The sequence below is a fragment of the Blastocatellia bacterium genome (assembly GCA_016713405.1).
Taxonomy (GTDB): domain Bacteria; phylum Acidobacteriota; class Blastocatellia; order Chloracidobacteriales; family JADJPF01; genus JADJPF01.
This window is the reverse complement of record JADJPF010000016.1, coordinates 77,248-98,520: the sequence shown is the minus strand read 5'-3', so window position 1 is coordinate 98,520 and position 21,273 is coordinate 77,248. Positions and strand designations below refer to the sequence as shown.

Genomic DNA, 21,273 nt, shown 5'->3' with positions numbered 1-21,273 from the left:
TAAAAAAGTATTACTAATAAGTTTTTATGATAAGGTAAACTAACACATCAAAATAACTATTGTGTTAAGTAAAACAATTAACTCATGCCAAGTTTGATGCTCGTCTCCCTCTCAGGTAAAGAGAGAGGTAAAACATATATATTTGATAAAGAAATTATACTAATAGGTACAGATAGAAGTTGTGATTTACTTCTTCCTATAGAAGAAACTACAGAAGAATATAATTTTGTTGCATCAGAAATCATCTTTAAGCCTACAGGATTCCACTTAATACACCATAACAAAGAAAAATGTACTATTTTTATTAACGATAACCCTATTGATAAAATACTTATTGATAATACAGTAGAATTACAAGATGGTGATTTACTAGGGTTTCAGCTTAGGGATAAAGAATCACGCTATTCTATGCACATAATTGAAGATAAATCTATTTTACCTCAACCTAAACAACCTACCACAAATAACAACAAAGCACATCTTTTTCCAGAAGTTGACGTGGTGGGGCATATTCACCCACAAACAGCAACTAGATTTCTTAAAGGATTAGTTTCTGGCCTTTGGAGCGAAATACCTCAAGCATTTAAGATTTTTTGTGTTGTTCTATCATTACTAAGTGTGATAGGACTTATGTTTCCTTTAGTTTATATATTTCAATCACTTAAAAATCAATCTCAAGTAATTACTACGTTAAACCAGGAGCAAGAAAAAAACCTTCGTACAATTTCAGAGCTAAAAACAAAAAATGAACAACTACTAGAAGCATGGAATAAAGACCGTAAACGCTTTAACCTAGCACAAACCATTAATGAAACATATCAAGGTGGAGTATGTTTGATTCAAGGTGTTTATACTTATATTAATCCTCAAACTGGCAAACAGTTACGTTACTTGGATAGTGCTTTTAACAACCGACCTTTGATAGACGAAACAGGTCAATCAAATGTTAGTTTTGATGGTACAGGAGCAGTTTTCTATGAAGCATTCTCTGGAACAGGTTTTTTAATTGATGAAGGAGAAGTTTTTACTAACCGCCATGTAGTTCATCCTTGGTGGCAAGACGACACAGACCGCTTAATAATTGCCCAAGGTGGTAAACCTGAAATAGTTGAGTTATATGCTTATTTTCCTGGAATTAAACCTAAGTTTGAATTAAAAGTAAAAACGTTTTCTAAGGAAAACGACGTAGCACTTTGCATTTTTAACCAAGGAGATGCAGCAATTACTAAACTTCCTATTAACCCAGCAAGTGAAGCAGCAACTATTGGTCAAGCTATTGTTCTGGTTGGCTATCCAACAGGGGTAGACGGTTTGATTGAACGGCTAGATGATAAAGTAAAAAATGAAATTAATCGTAAAGCATTTTCCCCAGAAGAAAGAATTAATGAAGTTTCTGAGCGAGGTTTAATTCATCCGTTAATTAGCCAAGGCCATATTAATGGCTTAAATGCTGGCAGAATAATCCATGATGCCGCAACAACAGAAGGTGGCTCAGGGAGTCCTATTTTTAATAGTGAAGGTGATGTAATCGGTATCAACTCATCTATCTTAACAACTGATCGTGGCGTGCCAGTACAAGGTTCAAATCTAGGTATTCCAATAAAATTTGCGTTAGAAATAAAACAAGAAAGACTTGCAAAATAAAATTAATTAAATACTCTGTAAACTAAATTTACTGATATTTTAATCTTAAGCCCCAACGGGGCGACTTAACTATTATTTCCTAGGGTATACGCCCTAGGAAATAATAACGAAGTCTCTTCAAGCCCTGAAGGGGCTTTTGGGAATGCCTGATTATTATACCTAGGGTTGAAACCCTAGGCTACCTATCTTTCGCCCCGTTGGGGCTTTAAGAAATAAAAATGTCAAAAAACTTTGTTTACGTTGTATTAAATTAACGCCTTGCCCTAAAGCCCAGCCCTACAGGGCCGGGCTATTATCAGTAGCCCTACAGGGCTAAAGAAATAATTAGCCACAAAGTGGCTTTTGAAAGTAGCCATGCCTTTCAAGGCAAGGCTTTCAAGGACAACAGCATTTGTTAAATACTGCTAAATACCAACAAATTTTTCTATTTATTGCTATTAGCTTTTATGTAATTGCTGGTTTGTTGGTACTTAATAACCGGTTTAATTGGTTTGATGATGCTTATTATATAATGCTTGCCCAAGCTTTAGCAGATGGTCAAGGTTATGTAGATGTTAATTTACCTACTCCACAAATACATAAGCTTTTCCCTCCTATGTTATCAGTTTTTTTAGCTCTGCCTAGTTGGTTTAATTTAGCATTAGATACTAAGCTAATTATTTTTAAGATAATACTAATCATTTTTGGAGCAGCAGGTTTATATGTTTTTACTAAATTAGCTATAAAAGAAGGTTATAACTTAAAAGTAATTACTTATTCAATAATAATTTCTGCTACTTCTATTGCTTTAGTTGGTCATAGCTGCCGAGTAGCATCAGAAACAGCTTACTTGCTATTTTCTATCCTAGCGTTAATCTCCCTAAATATTTATCAAGAGAAAACAAATCTGTCTCGATACCTTTTATTTCTGCTGTTTTACTAGTTATTTGTATACTTACTAGATCAATAGGTGTTTTACTCCTACCAGCAATTGTTGTTAGTTGGATTATCAGACGAGAGTTTACAAAAGTTTTTTTGTTAATTTCTTTAGTAATATTGCTACTTTCACCTTGGTTACTCTTAGCTAAGCGAACTGGTGGAGGTGGGACAAGCCGCTATTTGACTGATATGGTGGTGCAGTATACAAACACAGATAGCGAGACAGAAAAAAGTTTAGCTAAAGCATTAGCTAATAAGGCAAAAGAAAATGCTCAATTAATAGTTAGTAAAGAAATTCCTCGTATTATTTTTTCGCTAGCTGCGAGTTCAACAGTTTTAGAAAATCAAATTCTTAATTTACTTTCCTATCCAATTAGGTTATTTATTAGCCTATTAGTTATCTTAAATATTTTAGCTAGTTTATGGCCTAAACCTAAAATTACTACACTTTATTTATTGTTCTACTTAGGGTTACTTTTAGTTTGGCCTTGGGAGCCAAGCCGGTTTTTGATTCCAATAATTCCTTTTCTTTGTCTAGCATTTTTTAATAGCTTAGAAAAATTACTAAATTTATTAGCAACTAAATTACAGAAAAAGAATGATTTAGCAGCATATGTAATTAACACACTAGTAATTTGCCTAGTTTTTTCTCACTTAATCAGTGATATGCGCTTTATTACTACAGTTTGGCGTACTGGAGACTTTAACCCACAAGCAGCAGAATTTGGGGAAAATACTGTAGCAGCTTATAAATGGGTTAAAGAAAATACTCCTAAAGATAGTTTAATGGGCTGTATACCTGCATTAGAAGCATACGCCTATATTTATTGCCAGCGCAAAGCAATTCCACTTCCTACTAACCCCCAAGTTTGCCAACAACTTAAAGTAAGTTATATTATTTTTATAGATGAGAAATTAGTTAATAATAATCAAGAAGCACAATCGGCTAGGGACTTTCGCCATCTTCTTAAACGTGCAGGAGATGATAGTTTTTTAAGCTTAGTTTATCAAAATGAAACAGTAAAAGTTTTTTCCATTGACCATACCCGCTTAGCAGAAATCTTAAGTTCTCAACCTTAAAAACCAATTGATCTAAGATAGAAAAATAAGCGTTAAGATGCTAAGATAACCAAAACTTAAACACATTCCAAACTTAATAGCAGTTAAAAAAGAGGTGGAAAATGTATTGTCCTAGTTGTGGAACAGAAGAACGCCAAACTAGTCAATTTTGCAGGGCTTGTGGTTCGGATATGAAAACTTTGCGCAACTTACTGCAAAAACCTGATTCCATTACGGTTTCTGCAATTTCTGCGCGTGAAGAAATTGGACGAGCAATTGCGACAAAAATTCAAACCTTAAAATCTGCTAGTGATCTAAAAAAGGTTGCTGAAGAAGTTTTACCAGAGGTAGAAAAATTTCTAGAATCCCCAGTTGAGCGTCGGTTGCGTCGTCTTCGTGCTGGTGTTATTACGGCTGCGGTAGGTTTAGGGGTGACACTTATAATGCTTTTAGGTAAAGTTGTAATTATGCCTTTAGCATTAATTGGTTGGCCCGCAGGTTTGCTAGTTTTTTTAATTGGTGTAGGTATTATTATTAATGGAGTTCTTTTTAGTACTCCTCCTCAGTCTATTCCTGATCGTACTTTAGATAGACATTCCCAATTTGCTTTTGACCAAACCTCTAATAGTAATTTAATTAATAATAGCAATATTGGTGAGCAACCACCTATTAGTTTATTTAATAATAATAGACTACAAGATAACACCAATAATAATTACCTAATGCCTCAACCTTCTGTAACTGAACATACTACTAAACAATTAAGCTTAAATAAAACTATTGAGGAAGGAGTTAAAAGAATTACAGCAGAAATTAGAGAATAATATTTTCACAAATTGGAGGAAATAAAAATGGCACTTAATGTAAAATTCTCATTTATTTGTGAAAAGCAATTTTCAGAGTTACAAGGAACAAGTAATGAAGTCCGTTTTTGTCAACTACTCGGCTTTGAAAAGCCGAGCTTGCAGTTCCAGAGAGGCAACAATTGTAGGATCAGCATGGACTGCGATAGGCATATTGACAGATGCCCAGAGAATTTTGCCACGATCAGCAATGTTTTTAGCGGCGTTATGATCAGCGTTATCGCTATGACCACATTTGGCACAACAAAATATAGATTGATTAGGACGATTACGTTTAGCAACAAAATGGCAAACGTTACACTCTCTGCTACTATTACGAGCATCTACGAAGATAACAACTACTCCAGCAATTCTAGCTTTATAAAGAATAAAAGATTGAAGTTGAGCGAAAGCCCATCCACTTATCCTAGCTCGGTCTTTGGCGCGAACCGTTGTCCTACTGCGTATATGCTTTAGTTCTTCTAATGCTATAGCAGAATTTGTGTCTTTAGCGCGTTTTACCAATGCTTTTGATATTATGTGGTTGATTTGGCGACGAAATTCTTTTTCCTTATGAGCTATCTTTTTTAGTTTACGTTTCGCATTTTTTGAACGACACTTTTGCAAATCTCTACGAAGTTTAAGATATTTAAGCCTAATTCTTTCAATGATTTCACCACTAGCTTCATAGCCAAGGCTATCTACTAGGAGTTTTACAATACCAAGGTCTACTCCTATAAATTCTTTAGGGGAAGTTTTAGGAAGTTCTTTAATATCCAAAGTAACAAATAGATAGAAAGTATTACTAACTAATACTAAATCAACTTGTCCTTTTCTATATTGGAATTGCTGTCTTTGATAGTCACCAAAAATCATTTGTATTTTTTGGCGACCATTAACAGTCCAAAGACTAAGTTTTTCATCTGCAAGAAAAGACATAATGCAGTCATCATAGACAATAGCTCCATCTAGGCGGAACTTGGGAAGTATGTTTTTATCTCTAGAGTAAGCTTCACAGACCTTAGCAATAGCTCTAACTGTCATTTGTGCTGATAGATTAAAGTCTTTTTTTACAGTATTATAAACAAGTTTTTGCAACTTAAATTTACTTGATATTTTCTTCTCATATGCAACTTCAGCTATGTAATTACACGCAGCATTGTATTGAAACATTGTTTGTCTCAACATTTCTTTTTGTTCTTTTGTTGGCTCTAGCTTGATTTTCAATACTGTTTTCATAGTTGTTTACACTATAACAACTTACGGTAAAATACGGAAGAAATATTTTTATAAGACGGCAATTCCTCCCTGCTGTGAACGACAGGGCATCCTTGCTCGTTTTCTTGGTGAGAAGTGCCAGTTCCAAGTTACAAATCTTGACCCTCTCAATGATGAGCAACGCCTAGCTTTATTTGAGGATGCTGTAAATAACAAGAAAAAAATTTGTATATCAACAACACTTTCTACTGAAAATGCTGTTCCATGTTCTAAAAGCAGGCTTGCACCCATACCACCTCCAAGGCCAACTGCTGGGCTACCTGCTATGCCACCACCTAGCTAGCACTTGAGCGCGAACGTATAGAAAAATTAAAAGCTGAACAAGCTAAAAATCAAGAATCCAAGCAAGGATGGCTAGCAAAATTAAAATTTTGGTAATTTATTTGTTACTGGAGAAATTTGGAGGACGTTTTTCTAAAAATGCCTGCATTCCTTCTTTTTGATCTATGTGAGAAAACCTTAAGGCAAAAGCATACCTTTCTAAAATTTCTGCCCTATCATTACTTAAATATATTCCTTTTTGACTAACATTTAGAGCAAGTTCTATAGCACTTAAACTTAATTTTGAAATTTTACTTACTTGTTGATTAAATTCCTCTAAAGAACATATTTTATTTATAAGCCTTAAGTGATAAGCAGTTTGCGAAGTAATTAAATTACTACTAAACAGTATTTCTAAACTATTAGCATAACCAATTTTTTTTACCAAAATGGAAAAATTATTTGGCATTTCTTTAGCTAGCAAATTTGTTGCATCTGCAAAATCAAAAAGGCTTTCTTCGCTAGAATAGATTAATGGTATAGCAATTATTTCTAGTATTTCTGAAAAAGAAAATTTTCCTGTAAGGTAGGCGATTAATAAGTCTTTATCCTCTAAGTTGTTAGCTAGTTGTCCTGATTGGTTTAAGACTATTAGTTTGCTCATAAATAGTTAACTAAAATAAGGTTTTAGTCTTTGGTAAGTATTGACTAGCATTTCTGGCAGGTTTTTAGTCTCTCCAATAACAGTAGTAAAATTTGCATCTCCAAACCAGCGCGGCAAAATGTGCATATGTAGATGTTGAGCTACTCCAGCCCCAGCAGCCTCTCCTAAATTCATCCCTAAATTAAATCCATGTGGATGATACTCTTTTTCTATTGCTATTTGGCACATTTTAGTTAAGTCCATTATTTCATCACTAATATTTTTTTCTAAATCTGCTAGTAACTTAGTATGAACAAAAGGAATAATTAATAAATGCCCACTATTATAAGGATAAATATTAAGCACTATATAGGCATATTTACCACGATAAAGAATAAAATTTTCTTCATCGTTATTTTCATTTGCCAGGCGACAAAAAACACATCCAGATTCTTTTTTGTAGCGGTAATATATTGGTAGCGCCAAGGATTCCATAATCTATCCATAAATTATGTTTATAAATAAACCTTTATTTATTTGTTTTTATTTGCTTTTTTAAGACTCTGCTGGTTTGAAATCGTACTACTTTACGTGCAGGAACTGTTATCATTTGTCCTGTATTGGGGTTTCGTCCTTTACGTGGCCTAGCCTGGCAAACAGAAAAACCGCCGAAGCCTTGCAAATTAACCTTTTTATTTTCATCTAATGTATTTGTAATTGTTTCAAATATTTCAGTTATTAATTGATTAATTTGTAAGTTATTTAGCTGGGTATCTTTTTTGATTGCTTGGATAAGTTGTTTTTTATTCATAAAGGGAAAAGGGCGCAAAACGCGCCCTAAATTATAATTTACCCAAGTTTAAGACTTGCTACTTGTTCTAGTCGTTTGTTAACTATATCCCAATTAACATTTTCCAAAAAAGCTTTCATATAATCAGCAACTACTGGGCCAAATTGCTTTTGATATGCATGCTCATACATATCCATAGCAAGCAATGGTCGCCCCATAGCATAATTTACTGAATGATCATCTTGGCAAATGTTATGTAGTGATCCATCTACTAAAGAGTAAGTTAAAACTACCCAACCTGAACCACCTGCTAAACCTGCACCTGTACCGCGATATTCAGCTTCCCATGCTTCTAAACTTCCCCAATTAGCTTTAATTAAATCTACTACTTTGCCTGATGGCTTACCATCTCCACCTAGATTATCAAAATAATGCTCATGTAAAATTACTGAATTCATCATTATTATTTGTCGTCTCTTTAGACCAGCACGTACAAACGGAGGAGTATCTTTATTAAGAGTAGCTAATTGTTGTTCTAGTTTATTTACTGCACCTACAGTACCAGTATAATTTTTAGCATGATGGTTAGTCATCATTACTTCATCTAAACCTTTTAATTTTGAAGGGGGATAAGGAAGATCTTTTACTTTACGAGTGCCAGCATATGCTGGTGGCAAAGCATCTTGAATTGTATTCCAACCGCTTACCTCTGGAACACTTTCTGCTACTGCGGCTCCAACAGTTCCTAGGGTGATTGCTTTCATTGCATCTCTTCTAGTTATCATTTATTTTCCTCCAGATAAATTTGTTATTTGATAGATAAGAATTTGGTTATTTGATTAAAACTATTAGCCCGTCTTAACTTAAATTAAAACCGAGCCTACTAGAAATAAAAGAGCCTAGAAGTTATTTTCCAGGCTCTTAAGCCAAAACTACAAATAGCTATTAATTTTCCTTATTGCTCTTGTCCATCATCAGAGCTAGCTGCTAAAGAAGAGAATTGAGCAATTTCACCTAAAGATGCAACAGACTCTTGATTTTGGTAAGTGTTAACATCTTCTGGGTCTAATTCCTTACCAACAGAGCGTGCAGAAAGCCCAATTTTCTTTTGTGCTTCATCTAATTTTAATATCTTAAATGATAACTCTTGACCAACCTGAAAAGCTGAGTCAGCTTTTTCAACTCTTTGATCAGAAAGCTCTGAAATATGGCAAAGACCTTCAATACCTCCTGCCAACTCAACAAAAGCACCAAAATTAGCAAAACGTACGACTTTACCTTTTACTACATCCCCAACTTTATGAGTTTGGAAGAATTTATCCCAAGCATTTGGTTCTAAATCTTTTATTGATAAGCTAATACGAGATTTATCTGGCTCTAATGCTGTAATAATAGCTTCTACTTGTTGGCCTTTCTTTAGAACTTCTGAAGGATGTTTAATTCTCTTAGTCCAAGAAATATCTGAAACATGTACAAGACCATCAATGCCATCTTCAATTTCAACAAAAGCCCCAAAGTCTGTAAGATTTCTTACTTTTCCATGTACTTTTGAGCCAACTTGATAACGTTCTGCAATTGAATCCCAAGGATTAGATAAGACTTGCTTTAAGCCTAGGCTAATACGTTTTTCTTTAGTATCAATATTTAGCACAACTGCATCAATTAATTGTCCAATAGAGACTATTTTTGCTGGGTGTTTAGTGCGTTTTGACCAAGTCATTTCAGAAATGTGTACTAAACCTTCTACACCTTCTTCTAACTCAACAAACGCACCATAATCAATAATAGAAACAACCTTACCTCTAACACGAAGCCCGATTGGATAACGTTCCTCAACTGTGTCCCAAGGATCTGGGAAAAGTTGTTTATAGCCTAAGCTAACTCGACCTTTTTCACGGTCATATTTTAATACTTTTACTTGCAAAGCATCGTCTACCTTAAACATATCATTGGGGTTTTGTACTCTTCCCCAACATATATCTGTAACGTGAAGCAAGCCATCAATACCACCTAAATCAATAAAAACACCGTAATCAGTAATATTTTTGACTTTTCCTTCTAAAATTACGCCTTCATCTATCATTTCTAAAGTAGAGTTTTTACGCTGAGAAACTTCTTCCTCTAAAACTACTTTATGAGAAAGCACAATATTAGAACGACGACGATTTACTTTTAATACTTTGACAGGGATTTCTCTTCCCTTCCAAGCATCTAGGTTGCGTACAGGCTTAATGTCTACTTGACTACCAGGTAAAAAACCAGTAATACCACCTAAGTCTATCTTTAGACCGCCTTTAATACGTTCTAGTACCCGACCCTTTAAGTTTTCCTTTGTATTATAAGCTTTTTTCAATTAATTCCCAACATTGCAAGTGAACGGCTTCTGCGCGAGAAAGCTCAACATAGCCTTCACTATTTTCTAGTTGCTTAATCATTACTGCAACTTCATCATTGGGTTGTACCAAAACTTTTCCATCGGTTGAGTCCATAAACTCTTCTATTGGTACAATTCCTTCTGACTTAAATCCAATATCAATAATTACACCTCGATCAGAAACTTTGATTACACGACCATTAACTATTTCTCCTGGAGTTAAAGTCGATTGTGCTTCAAAGTTTTCTAGCAACGCACCAAAGTCTTCGACGGAATTTTGTGGGGTTTTGCCAGCAACATCTTGGCTATAGTCTTTTTCTGCCATTTCAGTACCAGCTTGGTTTAGGTTGTTAGTCATTTAAAGTTAAGGCCTCCTAGCAAGTTAAAGCTTTTTTCTTGCCAAATACAACTAATAAAATAGTAAATCTGTTTAATAAAAATGAAGTAAGATTGTTATACTGGCTTTAAATTAAAGTATTGAAAATATAAAAAATTCGTTACATTCTACCAACTAACCCTACTTGCTACCAAACTAAGATCGCTTAAAACTTGCAAAGTAAGGTCTTAACCCTCTTTTTTAGGGTTCGTTAGAACTAATAATATTTAACCACACTAACAAAAATGAGGAGTAGCATTTGGTAGCGATACTAGGGGAAGTTATTTTGGCTAGACAAATTTACGTAACCAAATACTTCTTTCACTGTTGAATTTTTGTCAGGAAATTTACACTCTTAGGTAATGCTTGTCAAGATTTTATTAACCGCTAGTCTTTATTAAACAAGATCATAGCCTTAATTAAAATTTTTTTTGTTTCTTAAAGCTTAAGAGACTTGACAGCCCTTTGCCTGATAAGTAGACTATCGCTTTCTATAAATTCTATAAAAATCAATGGCGGGGTAGCTCAGATGGTTAGAGCGTGGGATTCATAACCCCAAGGTCGGCAGTTCGATCCTGCCCTCCGCTATATTAAATCTTTGGGTGCTGTTGCTAGCACCCAAAATTATTTAGGCCAAAATCTATTATGCAACTTTCAGATATTCAAATAGCTGCTAACAAAATCAACCCATTTATTCATCAAACACCATTACTCTCTAGTAAAACCCTTTCAAAACTTGTTGGTGGCGAAGTGCGACTAAAGGCAGAAAACTTACAACGTGCTGGAGCATTTAAGATTCGAGGAGCATTAAATAAAATTCTCTCCCTCACAGACCAAGAACGTAGCAAAGGTGTAGTAGCTTTTTCTTCTGGTAATCACGCTCAGGGAGTTGCTTTAGCTGCTAAATTGCTTAATCTACAAGCTACTATTGTAATGCCTGAAGATGCTATGGAGTTAAAAGTAATAGCTACAAAAGCTTATGGGGCCGAAGTAGTACAATCAGGGGTAAATGCTGTAACTCGTAGTAAAGTTGCAGCCGAAATTGTAGAAAAAACAGGCTCAATAATGGTTCCGCCATTTGATGACCCCTTTATTGTTGCAGGTCAAGGAACTATTGCACTAGAAATTTTTAGAGATTGGTCAGAAGTAGAAACTATTGTTGTACCCTTAGGCGGTGGTGGTTTGAGTTCTGGAATCACACTAGCAGCAACAAGTATTAATCCTAAAATTCGTGTTTATGCTGTTGAACCTGCTGCTGGCAATGATGGTCAAGAGTCTCTAAGAACTGGAAAAATTGTTAGCATTGCCCCTCCAAAAACAATTGCTGATGGAGCGCGAACTACTGCTATTGGGCAAATACCTTTCTCAATACTGCGTGAGCGTATTACTGACATTGTTACGGTAGAAGACATTAGCTTACTTTCAGCTATAAAACTATTAGCTCTTTACTCTAAGCTAGTAGTTGAACCTACAGGAGCTTTAGCTGTGGCTGCTTTGCTAGAAGGAAAAATCCCTCAGCCTTCAAAAACCGTTGCGGTTTTAAGTGGTGGCAATATAGCCCCAGAAATTCTAGCTCAAGCATTAACTAGCTAGTCTAGCTAGTTTTATTAGTCTTCATACTCATTTGCATCAATACCTAATTCTAATAATTCCTCTTTAGCAAAACGTACTGCGTTAGCAACATTATTTAATTCTACAACTTTCTTAAAATCTTCTATAGCCTTTTCACGCGCTCCTTTTGCTTTATAAATTAATGCCCGATTAAAAAAGGCTTCTGAATAAGTTGGATTAAGTTTAATTGCTTCGCTAAAATCACTTATTGCTTGGTCAAGATTTCCTTTTTTACGGTAAGCATAAGCACGGTTATTATAAGCATCAACATAGCTAGGATTAATACTTATTATTTGACTATATTCGGCAATTGCATCATCTATTTTACTTGTTTGATAATAGGCTATAGCTAAGTTAAATCGAGCTTCTAGGTAATTTGGGTCAAGTTTAATTGCCTCTTTATAATCAGCAAAGCCTTTTTCCCTATCTTCTTCACTTAAAAAAGTAACTGCCTTTGCCATATAAACATTACCACGTTCTAAAAGAGCTTGTGTATAGTCTTTTTTCTTTTTTAATGCTTCTGTATAGTCCTGAATCGCAAGATCATAGTCTTGTCTATCAAAAAATCCTGCTCCACGCATTAAGTATTCTTCCGCGCTTCTTAATTTAGGTTGTTTTTTTGGTTTTGGGGGTTTAAGTGGTTTTAAGAGTGTTCCTGTTTCTGAAGGATCATTAACCCCATTAGGGTTAGATACTTGCGCTTTTGTTAGTGAAACACTTGCTAATAGAAAAATTATGGTAATTAAAAAATAATTAAAACGTCTAGCCATAATTAAAACCTCATAAAATAATTTATTTTTTGGATTTTATATACTTTTACTTTTAAAAGCTGTATTTTAGCTTAAATTTGCTAATAGAACCACTTTTGATTAAACTATTGTTTTGCGGTTGCTGCTTAAAATAAGGGGAAGTTTTTCTTTATGCTTAAGAATTTGTTTTGTGGGTTCTTTATTGCTACATTACTAGTATTTTTTACTAACTGCGAAAGCCAGAACACTCCTCAGCCAAAATTAACAGTTCTTTCTGACCCTTCTAGCCCAATTGCTAGCCCGGAAACTGAAGAAAATACTCATAACTCCTCAACTAATGAAGCTAATGAAGCTAATGAAACTAAATTTTCCCCTCAAGACACTATACTAGCTTTTTGCACGGCAGATTTTAAGGGTGTAAGAACTAGTCCAGAAACGTATCAGCAAATTATCCCTTATATTCTTTGGGAAGAAGAATTAACTGGTGATGCTACTATTGTCTCAGATTTTAGAATAGTCAATTCTGCTATAGTAGAAGATAGAGCTAATATTGCTATCACCTACAATAATATTGGACAAATAAAGAAAGATGAAAAAGGAAAACTGAAAATAGAAAAAATTGGCCTAACTACAGAAACGTTAAATTATAAATTAGTTAAAGATAAAGGGCAGTGGAAAATAGAAGCTCCTCAACCACCTCCACATATATCTTTAGAGGTAGCTAAAAAAATAGTAAATAAAAATAACTAATCACTAACATGCAGTACATAGCTAAGGTATTATTGCAATTTCAGCAAATAACAACTAAAACTGATTGACAGTTATAAGCTTGATTTCTAAAATCCTTGTACTTATGAGTAAACAACTTTTAACACCTACACAAATAAATGAAATTGCCAGCAATTATTTTGGCTGCTGTATGTCTATTTGTATTAAATCTTGCCTACCATTTAGGCGGCATCGGTGTAGGATGTAAGTAACAAGTTTTTGCACCAACCAAAAAGCCGCTCAAAAATGGGCGGCTTTTAGTTTTTAGGTAATAAGTTTTGGAAATGAACTTTTTTAAGTGTAATTAATTAAACTTAGTTAGTTATGGAGAAAAAAATGCAAACTAAGCTAGCTCAAATTGTCAAATCTATCCGTTTAAGCCAAAGCCTTTGGCAAGAAAAAATCCATCAATCCTGGAATTTAGGTCAAAATAATGGTCAAGGTTTCGCAATTGGTGATCCAGACGACTCATCAAAAGAAGCCTTAGCTAAAGAAGGTTTTGATTTTGTTATAGAAATTAATGGTATTGCTATAGGGACTGATTGGCTCAACACAATTGTAGCTGTAAAAAAATGCTATGGCCCTTGGGCAGTTGATATAACTGATAACTTACTAAAAAGTAATTACTCTATGCCAAGAAAATTTTCTGTACTTAATAGATTAATATAAGGAGATTCCCTTAGATGTGGGATGAATTTGCCATTTTTGTATTTGTAGGTTTTCTAGCTCAATTAATTGACAGCACTTTAGGAATGGGATATGGCGTTACATCAACTTCCTTTTTACTTGGCATTGGCACTCCTCCAGCAATAGCAAGTGCTAATGTCCACTGTGCAGAAATATTTACAACTGGCTTTTCTGGTTTGTCACACTTAAAATTTGGCAACATTGACAGAGAAATTTTTAAGAAACTCTTGCTGCCTGGTGTGTTAGGCGGTATTTTGGGTGCTTATGTTCTTACCTCTATTCCAACAAAACTAATACAACCCTTTGTTGCTTGTTATCTATTAGTTATGGGTATTAGGATAATTTATAAAACCTTTCAAAAAACAAATCCAAAACCCGTTAAAGCTAACTTAAGTTTACTAGGACTAATAGGAGGTTTTTAGACTCTATAGGCGGGGGTGGTTGGGGCCCGGTTGTTACATCTTCGCTTGTTTCAAAAGGAAATGAACCTAGATTTAGCATTGGTTCTGCAAATGCTGTTGAGTTTTTTGTTACTTTAGCCCAATCTGCAACATTCTTTGTTTTAATTGGTTTAGGTAGCTTAAAAATTGCTGTCTGTTTAGTTTTTGGAGGACTAATAGCAGCACCATTGTCAGGCTATATCTGTCAAAAGTTACCTTCTAAGCTTATGATGAGATTAGTAGGTTTAATGTTAACGGTTTTAAGTATTGGTAATGCCTCAAAAGTTATTTATCTGCTAAATACAAGTAAGTAACATTACTGCGACTAAAAGAAGAAAGCAAAAAGCTTTCCTCTTTTAGCAAATACCAATCTAAATTATGGAAGTTTTAATACTTGTACATATTTACCTTCTTCAAAGGTAAACTTAAAAATTCCCTTAAACTTAGTAACTTCAGAAACTCCCCCACCGCTTGCAATAGTAGGCATACGATACTTAGTATCAAACTCCGAGTAATCAACAGTAGCATTAATGCTTTGTAGTTTATCTAGTATTTTATCAAATGCTTTTAGGTTATATAGCCCATCTATTTGAACAGTTAAAACTGCTCCGCTTTGAGGATTAAGATAAACTACGCCTGATGCTAAGGTTACAGTAGTAACACCAGATTTTGGCCCAAAAGCGAAAAGCTACTTCCCCTTTATGTTTTTCTGAAATTTGAGAAGCGGGAATTTCTTCAAACTGCATATTTGCAACTTTTTCTGGCAATAATGGGAAAAAGAGCAAGTCTAGAAAGGCACCTGAGGCTAGACCAGTTCTTGCTTTAGGATCAACATTATTTTTTGGTTTACCTTTATCATCAGTATCTGCAACAACACGGCTATTAACAGGATATTGCCCGGTTTCATCTGGAGCAGTGCTTGGTTCAACCATTACGGTGGTAAGGCGTAATTTATCTAATTTTCCTTCTCTACCATCTTTTTCTTTTTTGTAAAGCTCTACTTTAACACTTTGTCTATAGCTGCAATGATCTCGAAGAGTTAAAGAAATATCTTGATTTCTTGCAGCTTTACAAATTAAGTCTGGAGCATTACAACCACCTTCTGCTGCTACAGAAACAGCAGATAAGTTAGTAAGCAAAAATGCACAAACTAGGGCAAAAATTGACCACCAAGTTGCTTTTTTCTTCATGAAAAACACTCCTAAAAATAAATAATTATGGCTAAAAAATATTATTGAATTAAATTGTTGGTTGCTTATAAAGTATGAGTATTGCTTTGAGCTTAAAATTATAAGACTATTCTTTCTTAAAGCAATACTCATATGTGCAAACTTGTAAAGTTGGACGTAAACAAATTATAAAATGTTGCTAATCATCTTTTGTGTAAGGAAATACAAATGAAAAATAAGCTCTATTCTTTAGAACTTAGAATTGATCAACTCCTATCAGAATTAGAAAACTATTTTCGTATGCAGGGTCATCAGGTTCAAATTGTCCCTGTTGCTGGTGGACAGGTTTTGCAAGCACTAAAAGAAAGCACACTTAGTGCTATTACTGGTCAATCATCAGCACTTACAATTAAAGTCTTACCTCATCCACAAGGAACAATGGTTGAAATAGGCTCATCTAAATGGATTGACAAGGCTGCGGCTGGAGTAATTGGTTATGTCCTACTGCCTCCACTAATACTATTCCCTATCATTGGTATGTATAACCAATATAGGCTTAGTGAAGAAGCCTGGCGAATTATTGATTCTTTTGCTGCTCGTACACAAGCGGCTAATAATCCTAATAATCCTAATTATGCACCTCCTTATAACCCTGGAGGGTGGGCAGCTAATCCACCTAATACACAACCAAACTGGGGCAGTGGAAATATCAGTCAAAATTGTACTAACTGTGGTTGTTGGTTAAGTCCTGGTGCTACTTTTTGTTCTGGCTGTGGAGTCCAAGTAAATAGACCTTCTACACCTATTTGTAAAAAATGTGGAACTAATAATTTAGCTGGAGCAAGATTTTGCTCTAGTTGTGGAGAAAGATTTGTTTAATTTATTTTGTCTTAATAAAAGCTTTTTGCTAACCAACCAACAAGTCTTAACAGTTGATAAGTTTCTCTGTTATAGTGCAACAAGTGTCTTTTAGGAGAAGTCATGAAAGAAGATAAACTATATATTGGTATTGTTTTAGAAGGAGCGCAGATTAAAACCGCGCTTGTTGATAGCTCTGGTCAGATTTTGTTAGAACAAACCAATAGAGTTGCCCAGCGTAAAACAACAGAACTAACTCAACAATTAATTGAACTAATTACAAGCTTTAAGCAAAAAGTTCCTCAATATGGGCAGTTGGTAGCAGTTGGCGTTGGGATACCTGGACTTATCAATCTTAAAACTAATAAAATTGAAGTTTTGCCTAATTTGCCACAAATATCAACTAATACGCTTTATGATGATATTGTTCAAGCTACAGGTGTAGAAGTAATTTTTGATAATGATGCTAATTTAGGGGCTTATGGCGAATGGCAATGCGGAGCAGCCCAGGGTTATCAAAATATTATTTATGTTACTGTTGGAACTGGAATTGGGTCAGGAATTATTCTTAATGGTCAAATGTGGCGTGGAACAACAGGTTTTGCTGGTGAATTAGGTCATACAACTATTAATGTAGATGGGATAGAATGCGCTTGTGGCAATGTTGGCTGTTTAGAAACCGTTGCCTCTGGGCCAAACATTGTCCGACGAATGCAACAACGTCTTTATAGAGATCGCACTTCTTCTTTAACTCGTCTTTTTATCCCTCGAGATCGAGAAATGACCCACGAAGATATTGTTCAAGCCGCTATTTCTGGAGATGAACTTTCTCAAGTGGTATTTGAACGTACTGGTCATTATTTAGGCATTGCTGTAGCAAGCTTAATTAATTTATTTAATCCTGAAGTAGTAGTTTTTGGTGGTAGCGTTATGGCTGTAGGAAATATTTTGCTCAAACCAATTATTGCAGAAACTAAGCAACGAGCCTTTAGACCTTCTTTTGACCATTGCCAAATAGTAGCCGCAAAACTAGGTACATCATCAGGTGTAATTGGTGCTGCAATCCTAGCACGAGACACTTTTAAGAAAACATAAACTTTTCGCTGATATTAATTTTTCAAGGAGCATTAAGAGGTACTAAATTTTCGTCATGCTAAGTAATATTCGTAACTTTTCTATTATCGCCCATATTGATCATGGTAAATCTACTTTAGCTGATCGCTTATTAGAACACACTGGCGCGTTGTCACAACGTGAAATGTCAGAACAAGTGTTAGATGCAATGGATTTAGAACGTGAGCGCGGCATCACAATAAAAGCCCATGCAGTTAGATTAAACTATCAAGCCAAAAACGGGGAAAATTATATTCTTAATTTAATTGATACCCCAGGACATGTGGATTTTTCCTATGAAGTTTCCCGCTCTCTTTCTGCTTGTGAAGGAGCATTACTTGTTGTAGATGCCTCACAAGGAGTAGAAGCACAAACCCTAGCTAATGCTTATTTAGCTATTAATAACAATTTAGAGCTAATACCTGTAATCAATAAAGTAGACCTTCCATCGGCTGAACCCGACAAGGTAAAAGAACAAATTGAACATGTAGTTGGACTAGATGCTAGTGATGCAATACTTGCTAGTGCTAAAACTGGTCTTGGAACAGAAGATATTTTAGAAGGTATTGTTAATCGTATCCCCGCGCCAAAAGGCGATCCAACAGCACCACTTAAAGCTTTAATTTTTGATTCCTGGTTTGATAACTATCGCGGAGTAATTGTTATGATGCGTATTATTGATGGCGAACTTCGCCCTGGTATGAAAATACGTTTTATGGCAACTAACCGAGAATATCTAGTTGATGCCTTAGGTGTACTTACTCCTAAAATGAAGGAAATCAAAGCTTTAGGTGCTGGTGAAGTAGGGTTTTTAATTTCTAATATTAAAAATGTTTTTGATGTGCAAATTGGTGACACTGTAACTAATAGTGCTAATCCAACTACAGAAGCTTTTCCAGGCTTTCAAGAAATTAAACCAATGGTGTTTTCTGGTCTTTATCCTGTAGAAAGCGATAAATATGAGGAATTGCGAGATGCACTAGAAAAACTACGCTTAAATGATTCTTCATTTTTCTATGAGCCTGAAACCTCGCTAGCTCTAGGATTTGGCTTTCGCTGTGGCTTCTTAGGCTTACTTCATATGGAAGTAGTACAAGAACGATTGGAAAGGGAATTTTCCTTAGAGCTAATCACTACTGCTCCATCTGTACGCTATCGTATTACTACAACAGCAGGCGAAGTTTTAGAAATTGATAGCCCTTCTAAACTTCCAGATCCAGCTAGAATTGATAAAATGGAAGAGCCTATCATTACTGCTACCATTATGACTAATGATGATTTCCTTGGGCCAATTCTAAAACTACTTGAGGAAAAACGCGGAGTACAAAAGGGATTTGAATATATTACTTCTACTAGAGTAATGCTCACCTATGATGTACCATTAAATGAAATAGTGTTAGATTTTTATGATCGTCTAAAGTCAGTCTCTCGTGGTTATGCTTCTTTAGATTATCATTTAGCTGGTTATCAAGAATCTAAACTAGTTAAATTAGATATTTTAGTTTCTGGCGATCCAGTAGATGCACTTTCATTAATCATTCATAGTGAAGGGGCTACACATCGAGGACGAGCATTAGTTTCTAAAATGAAAGAACTTATTCCCCGACAGCTTTTTGAAGTCCCAATTCAAGCTGCAATTGGCAACAAAATTATTGCTCGTGAAACAGAAAAGCTATGGGTAAAAATGTCTTAGCAAAATGTTATGGTGGTGATATTACCCGTAAAAGAAAACTATTAGAAAAGCAAAAAGAAGGTAAAAAGCGAATGAAGAAGATCGGACGTGTAGAGATTCCTCAAGAAGCCTTCTTAGCAGTGCTTCGAGTAGATGAAACTTAAAATATAAATGAAAGTAGCCTTATGTCATCAACAGAATTATTTAACACCAAAGAAATACCTGTCTTCCCATTATCTGTAGTGTTACTGCCAGGTGCATTACTACCACTACATATCTTTGAAGAACGCTATAAGGAAATGATCAAAGATTGTTTAGAAAGTGATAAAGTTTTTGGTCTAACCTACTCAGCAGAAAATGAAACAGGGCCGCCTGCCATTGGTGCTATTGGTTCATTGGCTCAAATTATGGCTGTAGTTCCCTTGGATGGCGGACGAATGAATATTTTAACTGTTGGAACTACTCGCTATAAAACATTAAAATATGTTGGAAATAAGGCTTACTTAAAAGCAGAAGTAGAGCTTATTTCTGACCAAACAGATGACTATGACAATAACGCTTTGATGCTAGAAGTTAGAAAACTTTATGACCGTGCAGCAGAAGCATTAAAAGCACTAAATGATGAACAAACTTTGCCAAAAGAACTTCCCGAAACACCAGAAGATTTTTCTTTTGCCATAGGAGCAGTGTTACAACTATCTACAGAAAAAAAACAAATGCTTTTAGAACTGCGTTCTAGCGGGCTAAGGCTTAATAAACTGCGTAAGTATTTATCATCAATAATTGATGATTATGAAACACGCGCTCAAATCCATAGCCGCGCTAAACGCAATGGTCATGGCTCGTCAGAAGCATTAAAAACCTTAAAAAATGAATTTAAGGATTAAAAAGCTATACCCCAGCTAAATCCCAACGTTTTATAGTGTCTTTAACTAAGTCTGCTATAGCTTGGGTAACTCGCTCAAAGTAAATTTTTGCTTTTTTCTCATCAAAATCAGGATAGCCTTGACCCGGTTGATAAAGTCCAATAGACGATGGAAACGGGGTCGCGCTCCAGGTTCCTGGACGAGGATAAGCAATTGCCATATCTTTAGAATATTTTTCTGGATGTACTAATTTAGGATCTATAGCTTGAATAAAAGCTGTTTCATTATTTCCAGCATGTCCGCCATCTTGACCAAACACGTCTTTAGTAATTTCACTAGTAAAAGACCACCAGTTAATTACAAGTGTTCGACTGCCACGATTACTGTTAGCTACTTCGCCTGCAACCGCTTGTAGTGCAGCAGTTTGCCCACCTCCATGACCATTCATAATAATAATATTCTTAAAACCATTTTGTACTAAACCCTGTAAGATTTCCTTAACAAATGCTCGGTAAACTGTGTCTGAAATTTCAAAAGCACCTGGATAATTTGACATACTTCCGGTCATCCCATAGGGCAAAGTAGGTGCAATTAGTGCATTAATTTCTGGAGCAATTTTTTGTGCAATAGCTTCAGGTGCAATATTATCTGCCCCATTAGCAGTAACTCCATGAGGCTCTAATGTGCCTACAGGCAAAATTACAGTATTAATTTTTGCTGGTACAACCTCCTTAAATTCTAGCCAATTAATTTTATTCATTTCCCTTGTAGAAACTAGGTCTTTAGTTTGGCTAAAAGTAGGGTTAACAAAAATCAAACAAAAGAATAAAAAGCCTAAGATAAACTTAAACATTTATTTTTCCTTATTTTTAGGAAAGGATGAAAAATCTCTCTCCTAAATAGATTTAGATTTATTTTTGATTAGAGAGTAAAGCGAAAACCTAATTGTAATTGCCTAGGAGCAAAAGAAAAAGTAGTTCGCTCTTTTGGTAAGATAAATTGAACGTAAACACAGCTTTGTAAAAGGTTTCTTGATATTAGATTAACAACAATATTTATATTCTGACTTAAAAACAACTTGATTCCACAAAAGTATTGATAACTAACTGTTACTAAAGTTTGACGAACAGGGACATAATTAAACCCTACATTAAT

General features: G+C 35.0%; 20 protein-coding genes, 1 tRNA gene and 3 pseudogenes. 13 read left to right on the top strand and 11 right to left on the bottom strand.

Features of this window, described 5'->3' with window-relative positions; genetic code table 11:
• Positions 1-84: 84 nt before the first annotated feature.
• The 4 genes from IPK14_17910 (at position 85) to IPK14_17895 (ending at position 4,445) form a co-directional block, all read left to right on the top strand.
• Positions 85-1,644 (top strand): trypsin-like peptidase domain-containing protein, encoded by a 1,560-nt coding sequence (locus IPK14_17910; GenBank protein ID MBK7995183.1) that lies wholly within the window; start codon positions 85-87, stop codon positions 1,642-1,644.
• A 391-nt stretch (positions 1,645-2,035) separates the two neighbouring features.
• Positions 2,036-2,566, top strand: a complete 531-nt coding sequence (locus tag IPK14_17905) for a hypothetical protein (GenBank protein MBK7995182.1) — start codon at positions 2,036-2,038, stop codon at positions 2,564-2,566.
• Between the two features lie 92 nt (positions 2,567-2,658).
• Positions 2,659-3,642: a hypothetical protein gene (locus IPK14_17900; protein MBK7995181.1), complete on the top strand. Its 984-nt coding sequence runs from the start codon at positions 2,659-2,661 to the stop codon at positions 3,640-3,642.
• 101 nt (positions 3,643-3,743) lie between these two features.
• Positions 3,744-4,445 carry a hypothetical protein gene (locus IPK14_17895; protein ID MBK7995180.1) on the top strand — a complete coding sequence of 234 codons (702 nt, stop codon included), beginning with the start codon at positions 3,744-3,746 and terminating at the stop codon, positions 4,443-4,445.
• Between the two features lie 114 nt (positions 4,446-4,559).
• On the opposite strand, the gene IPK14_17890 is transcribed toward IPK14_17895, so the two are convergent.
• The 8 genes and pseudogenes from IPK14_17890 to IPK14_17855 all read right to left on the bottom strand — a co-directional run bounded on the left by IPK14_17890 (position 4,560) and on the right by IPK14_17855 (position 10,167).
• Positions 4,560-5,702 (bottom strand): transposase, encoded by a 1,143-nt coding sequence (locus IPK14_17890; GenBank protein ID MBK7995179.1) that lies wholly within the window; start codon positions 5,700-5,702, stop codon positions 4,560-4,562.
• Positions 5,703-5,750: 48 nt separating this feature from the next.
• Positions 5,751-5,972 carry a hypothetical protein gene (locus IPK14_17885; GenBank protein MBK7995178.1) on the bottom strand — a complete coding sequence of 74 codons (222 nt, stop codon included), beginning with the start codon at positions 5,970-5,972 and terminating at the stop codon, positions 5,751-5,753.
• A gap of 148 nt (positions 5,973-6,120) precedes the next feature.
• Complete coding sequence (locus tag IPK14_17880; GenBank protein MBK7995177.1) at positions 6,121-6,666, bottom strand: hypothetical protein; 546 nt, start codon at positions 6,664-6,666, stop codon at positions 6,121-6,123.
• 6 nt (positions 6,667-6,672) lie between these two features.
• Positions 6,673-7,151 (bottom strand): annotated as a pseudogene (locus IPK14_17875) (HIT domain-containing protein).
• Between the two features lie 23 nt (positions 7,152-7,174).
• Entirely contained in the window at positions 7,175-7,456 is a 282-nt protein-coding gene (locus IPK14_17870; protein MBK7995176.1) for an HU family DNA-binding protein, read from the bottom strand.
• A gap of 38 nt (positions 7,457-7,494) precedes the next feature.
• The gene (locus IPK14_17865; GenBank protein MBK7995175.1) at positions 7,495-8,220 is read right to left on the bottom strand and encodes a superoxide dismutase; all 726 of its coding nucleotides are present in this window, start codon (positions 8,218-8,220) and stop codon (positions 7,495-7,497) included.
• 170 nt (positions 8,221-8,390) lie between these two features.
• Positions 8,391-9,788 carry a 30S ribosomal protein S1 gene (locus IPK14_17860; GenBank protein MBK7995174.1) on the bottom strand — a complete coding sequence of 466 codons (1,398 nt, stop codon included), beginning with the start codon at positions 9,786-9,788 and terminating at the stop codon, positions 8,391-8,393.
• Positions 9,772-10,167, bottom strand: coding sequence for a S1 RNA-binding domain-containing protein (locus IPK14_17855; protein ID MBK7995173.1), 396 nt, complete (start codon positions 10,165-10,167; stop codon positions 9,772-9,774). The genes IPK14_17860 and IPK14_17855 overlap by 17 nt, the downstream gene beginning before the upstream one ends.
• 532 nt (positions 10,168-10,699) lie before the next feature.
• Between IPK14_17855 and IPK14_17850 the strand changes: the two genes are divergently transcribed.
• A tRNA-Met gene (locus IPK14_17850) sits at positions 10,700-10,773 on the top strand.
• A gap of 57 nt (positions 10,774-10,830) precedes the next feature.
• A complete protein-coding gene (locus IPK14_17845) occupies positions 10,831-11,778 on the top strand; it encodes a threonine/serine dehydratase (GenBank protein MBK7995172.1) in 948 nt (315 codons plus the stop codon).
• Positions 11,779-11,792: 14 nt separating this feature from the next.
• Here IPK14_17845 and IPK14_17840 read toward each other — a convergent pair whose 3' ends face one another.
• Entirely contained in the window at positions 11,793-12,566 is a 774-nt protein-coding gene (locus tag IPK14_17840; protein ID MBK7995171.1) for a tetratricopeptide repeat protein, read from the bottom strand.
• Positions 12,567-12,716: 150 nt separating this feature from the next.
• Here IPK14_17840 and IPK14_17835 point away from each other — a divergent pair, with 150 nt between their 5' ends.
• The 3 genes and pseudogenes from IPK14_17835 (at position 12,717) to IPK14_17825 (ending at position 14,754) form a co-directional block, all read left to right on the top strand.
• Positions 12,717-13,295: a hypothetical protein gene (locus tag IPK14_17835; GenBank protein ID MBK7995170.1), complete on the top strand. Its 579-nt coding sequence runs from the start codon at positions 12,717-12,719 to the stop codon at positions 13,293-13,295.
• 354 nt (positions 13,296-13,649) lie between these two features.
• Complete coding sequence (locus tag IPK14_17830) at positions 13,650-13,982, top strand: hypothetical protein (protein MBK7995169.1); 333 nt, start codon at positions 13,650-13,652, stop codon at positions 13,980-13,982.
• A gap of 14 nt (positions 13,983-13,996) precedes the next feature.
• A pseudogene (locus IPK14_17825) lies at positions 13,997-14,754 on the top strand (sulfite exporter TauE/SafE family protein).
• 306 nt (positions 14,755-15,060) lie between these two features.
• Here the strand turns inward: IPK14_17825 and IPK14_17820 are convergent.
• Positions 15,061-15,630, bottom strand: a complete 570-nt coding sequence (locus tag IPK14_17820) for a hypothetical protein (protein ID MBK7995168.1) — start codon at positions 15,628-15,630, stop codon at positions 15,061-15,063.
• 207 nt (positions 15,631-15,837) lie between these two features.
• Between IPK14_17820 and IPK14_17815 the strand changes: the two genes are divergently transcribed.
• The 4 genes and pseudogenes from IPK14_17815 to IPK14_17800 all read left to right on the top strand — a co-directional run bounded on the left by IPK14_17815 (position 15,838) and on the right by IPK14_17800 (position 20,139).
• Positions 15,838-16,488 carry a zinc ribbon domain-containing protein gene (locus IPK14_17815; GenBank protein ID MBK7995167.1) on the top strand — a complete coding sequence of 217 codons (651 nt, stop codon included), beginning with the start codon at positions 15,838-15,840 and terminating at the stop codon, positions 16,486-16,488.
• A gap of 102 nt (positions 16,489-16,590) precedes the next feature.
• On the top strand, positions 16,591-17,562 hold the full coding sequence (locus tag IPK14_17810; protein MBK7995166.1) for an ROK family protein: 972 nt from the start codon (positions 16,591-16,593) through the stop codon (positions 17,560-17,562).
• 55 nt (positions 17,563-17,617) lie between these two features.
• A pseudogene (lepA, locus tag IPK14_17805) lies at positions 17,618-19,416 on the top strand (elongation factor 4).
• 21 nt (positions 19,417-19,437) lie between these two features.
• Positions 19,438-20,139 carry an LON peptidase substrate-binding domain-containing protein gene (locus IPK14_17800; protein ID MBK7995165.1) on the top strand — a complete coding sequence of 234 codons (702 nt, stop codon included), beginning with the start codon at positions 19,438-19,440 and terminating at the stop codon, positions 20,137-20,139.
• Positions 20,140-20,143: 4 nt separating this feature from the next.
• On the opposite strand, the gene IPK14_17795 is transcribed toward IPK14_17800, so the two are convergent.
• Complete coding sequence (locus IPK14_17795; GenBank protein ID MBK7995164.1) at positions 20,144-20,971, bottom strand: creatininase family protein; 828 nt, start codon at positions 20,969-20,971, stop codon at positions 20,144-20,146.
• Between the last annotated feature and the right edge of the window lie 302 nt (positions 20,972-21,273).

Bases quoted from the DNA above. Each gene is read 5' to 3' on its own strand.
- IPK14_17865 (MBK7995175.1), bottom strand. From the start codon at position 8,220: ATGATAACTAGAAGAGATGCAATGAAAGCAATCACCCTAGGAACTGTT.
- IPK14_17840 (MBK7995171.1), bottom strand. From the start codon at position 12,566: ATGGCTAGACGTTTTAATTATTTTTTAATTACCATAATTTTTCTATTA.
- IPK14_17870 (MBK7995176.1), bottom strand. From the start codon at position 7,456: ATGAATAAAAAACAACTTATCCAAGCAATCAAAAAAGATACCCAGCTA.
- IPK14_17815 (MBK7995167.1), top strand. From the start codon at position 15,838: ATGAAAAATAAGCTCTATTCTTTAGAACTTAGAATTGATCAACTCCTA.
- IPK14_17810 (MBK7995166.1), top strand. From the start codon at position 16,591: ATGAAAGAAGATAAACTATATATTGGTATTGTTTTAGAAGGAGCGCAG.
- IPK14_17890 (MBK7995179.1), bottom strand. From the start codon at position 5,702: ATGAAAACAGTATTGAAAATCAAGCTAGAGCCAACAAAAGAACAAAAA.
- IPK14_17885 (MBK7995178.1), bottom strand. From the start codon at position 5,972: ATGGGTGCAAGCCTGCTTTTAGAACATGGAACAGCATTTTCAGTAGAA.
- IPK14_17845 (MBK7995172.1), top strand. From the start codon at position 10,831: ATGCAACTTTCAGATATTCAAATAGCTGCTAACAAAATCAACCCATTT.
- IPK14_17800 (MBK7995165.1), top strand. From the start codon at position 19,438: ATGTCATCAACAGAATTATTTAACACCAAAGAAATACCTGTCTTCCCA.
- IPK14_17855 (MBK7995173.1), bottom strand. From the start codon at position 10,167: ATGACTAACAACCTAAACCAAGCTGGTACTGAAATGGCAGAAAAAGAC.
- IPK14_17895 (MBK7995180.1), top strand. From the start codon at position 3,744: ATGTATTGTCCTAGTTGTGGAACAGAAGAACGCCAAACTAGTCAATTT.
- IPK14_17830 (MBK7995169.1), top strand. From the start codon at position 13,650: ATGCAAACTAAGCTAGCTCAAATTGTCAAATCTATCCGTTTAAGCCAA.
- IPK14_17795 (MBK7995164.1), bottom strand. From the start codon at position 20,971: ATGTTTAAGTTTATCTTAGGCTTTTTATTCTTTTGTTTGATTTTTGTT.
- IPK14_17880 (MBK7995177.1), bottom strand. From the start codon at position 6,666: ATGAGCAAACTAATAGTCTTAAACCAATCAGGACAACTAGCTAACAAC.
- IPK14_17910 (MBK7995183.1), top strand. From the start codon at position 85: ATGCCAAGTTTGATGCTCGTCTCCCTCTCAGGTAAAGAGAGAGGTAAA.
- IPK14_17820 (MBK7995168.1), bottom strand. From the start codon at position 15,630: ATGAAGAAAAAAGCAACTTGGTGGTCAATTTTTGCCCTAGTTTGTGCA.
- IPK14_17835 (MBK7995170.1), top strand. From the start codon at position 12,717: ATGCTTAAGAATTTGTTTTGTGGGTTCTTTATTGCTACATTACTAGTA.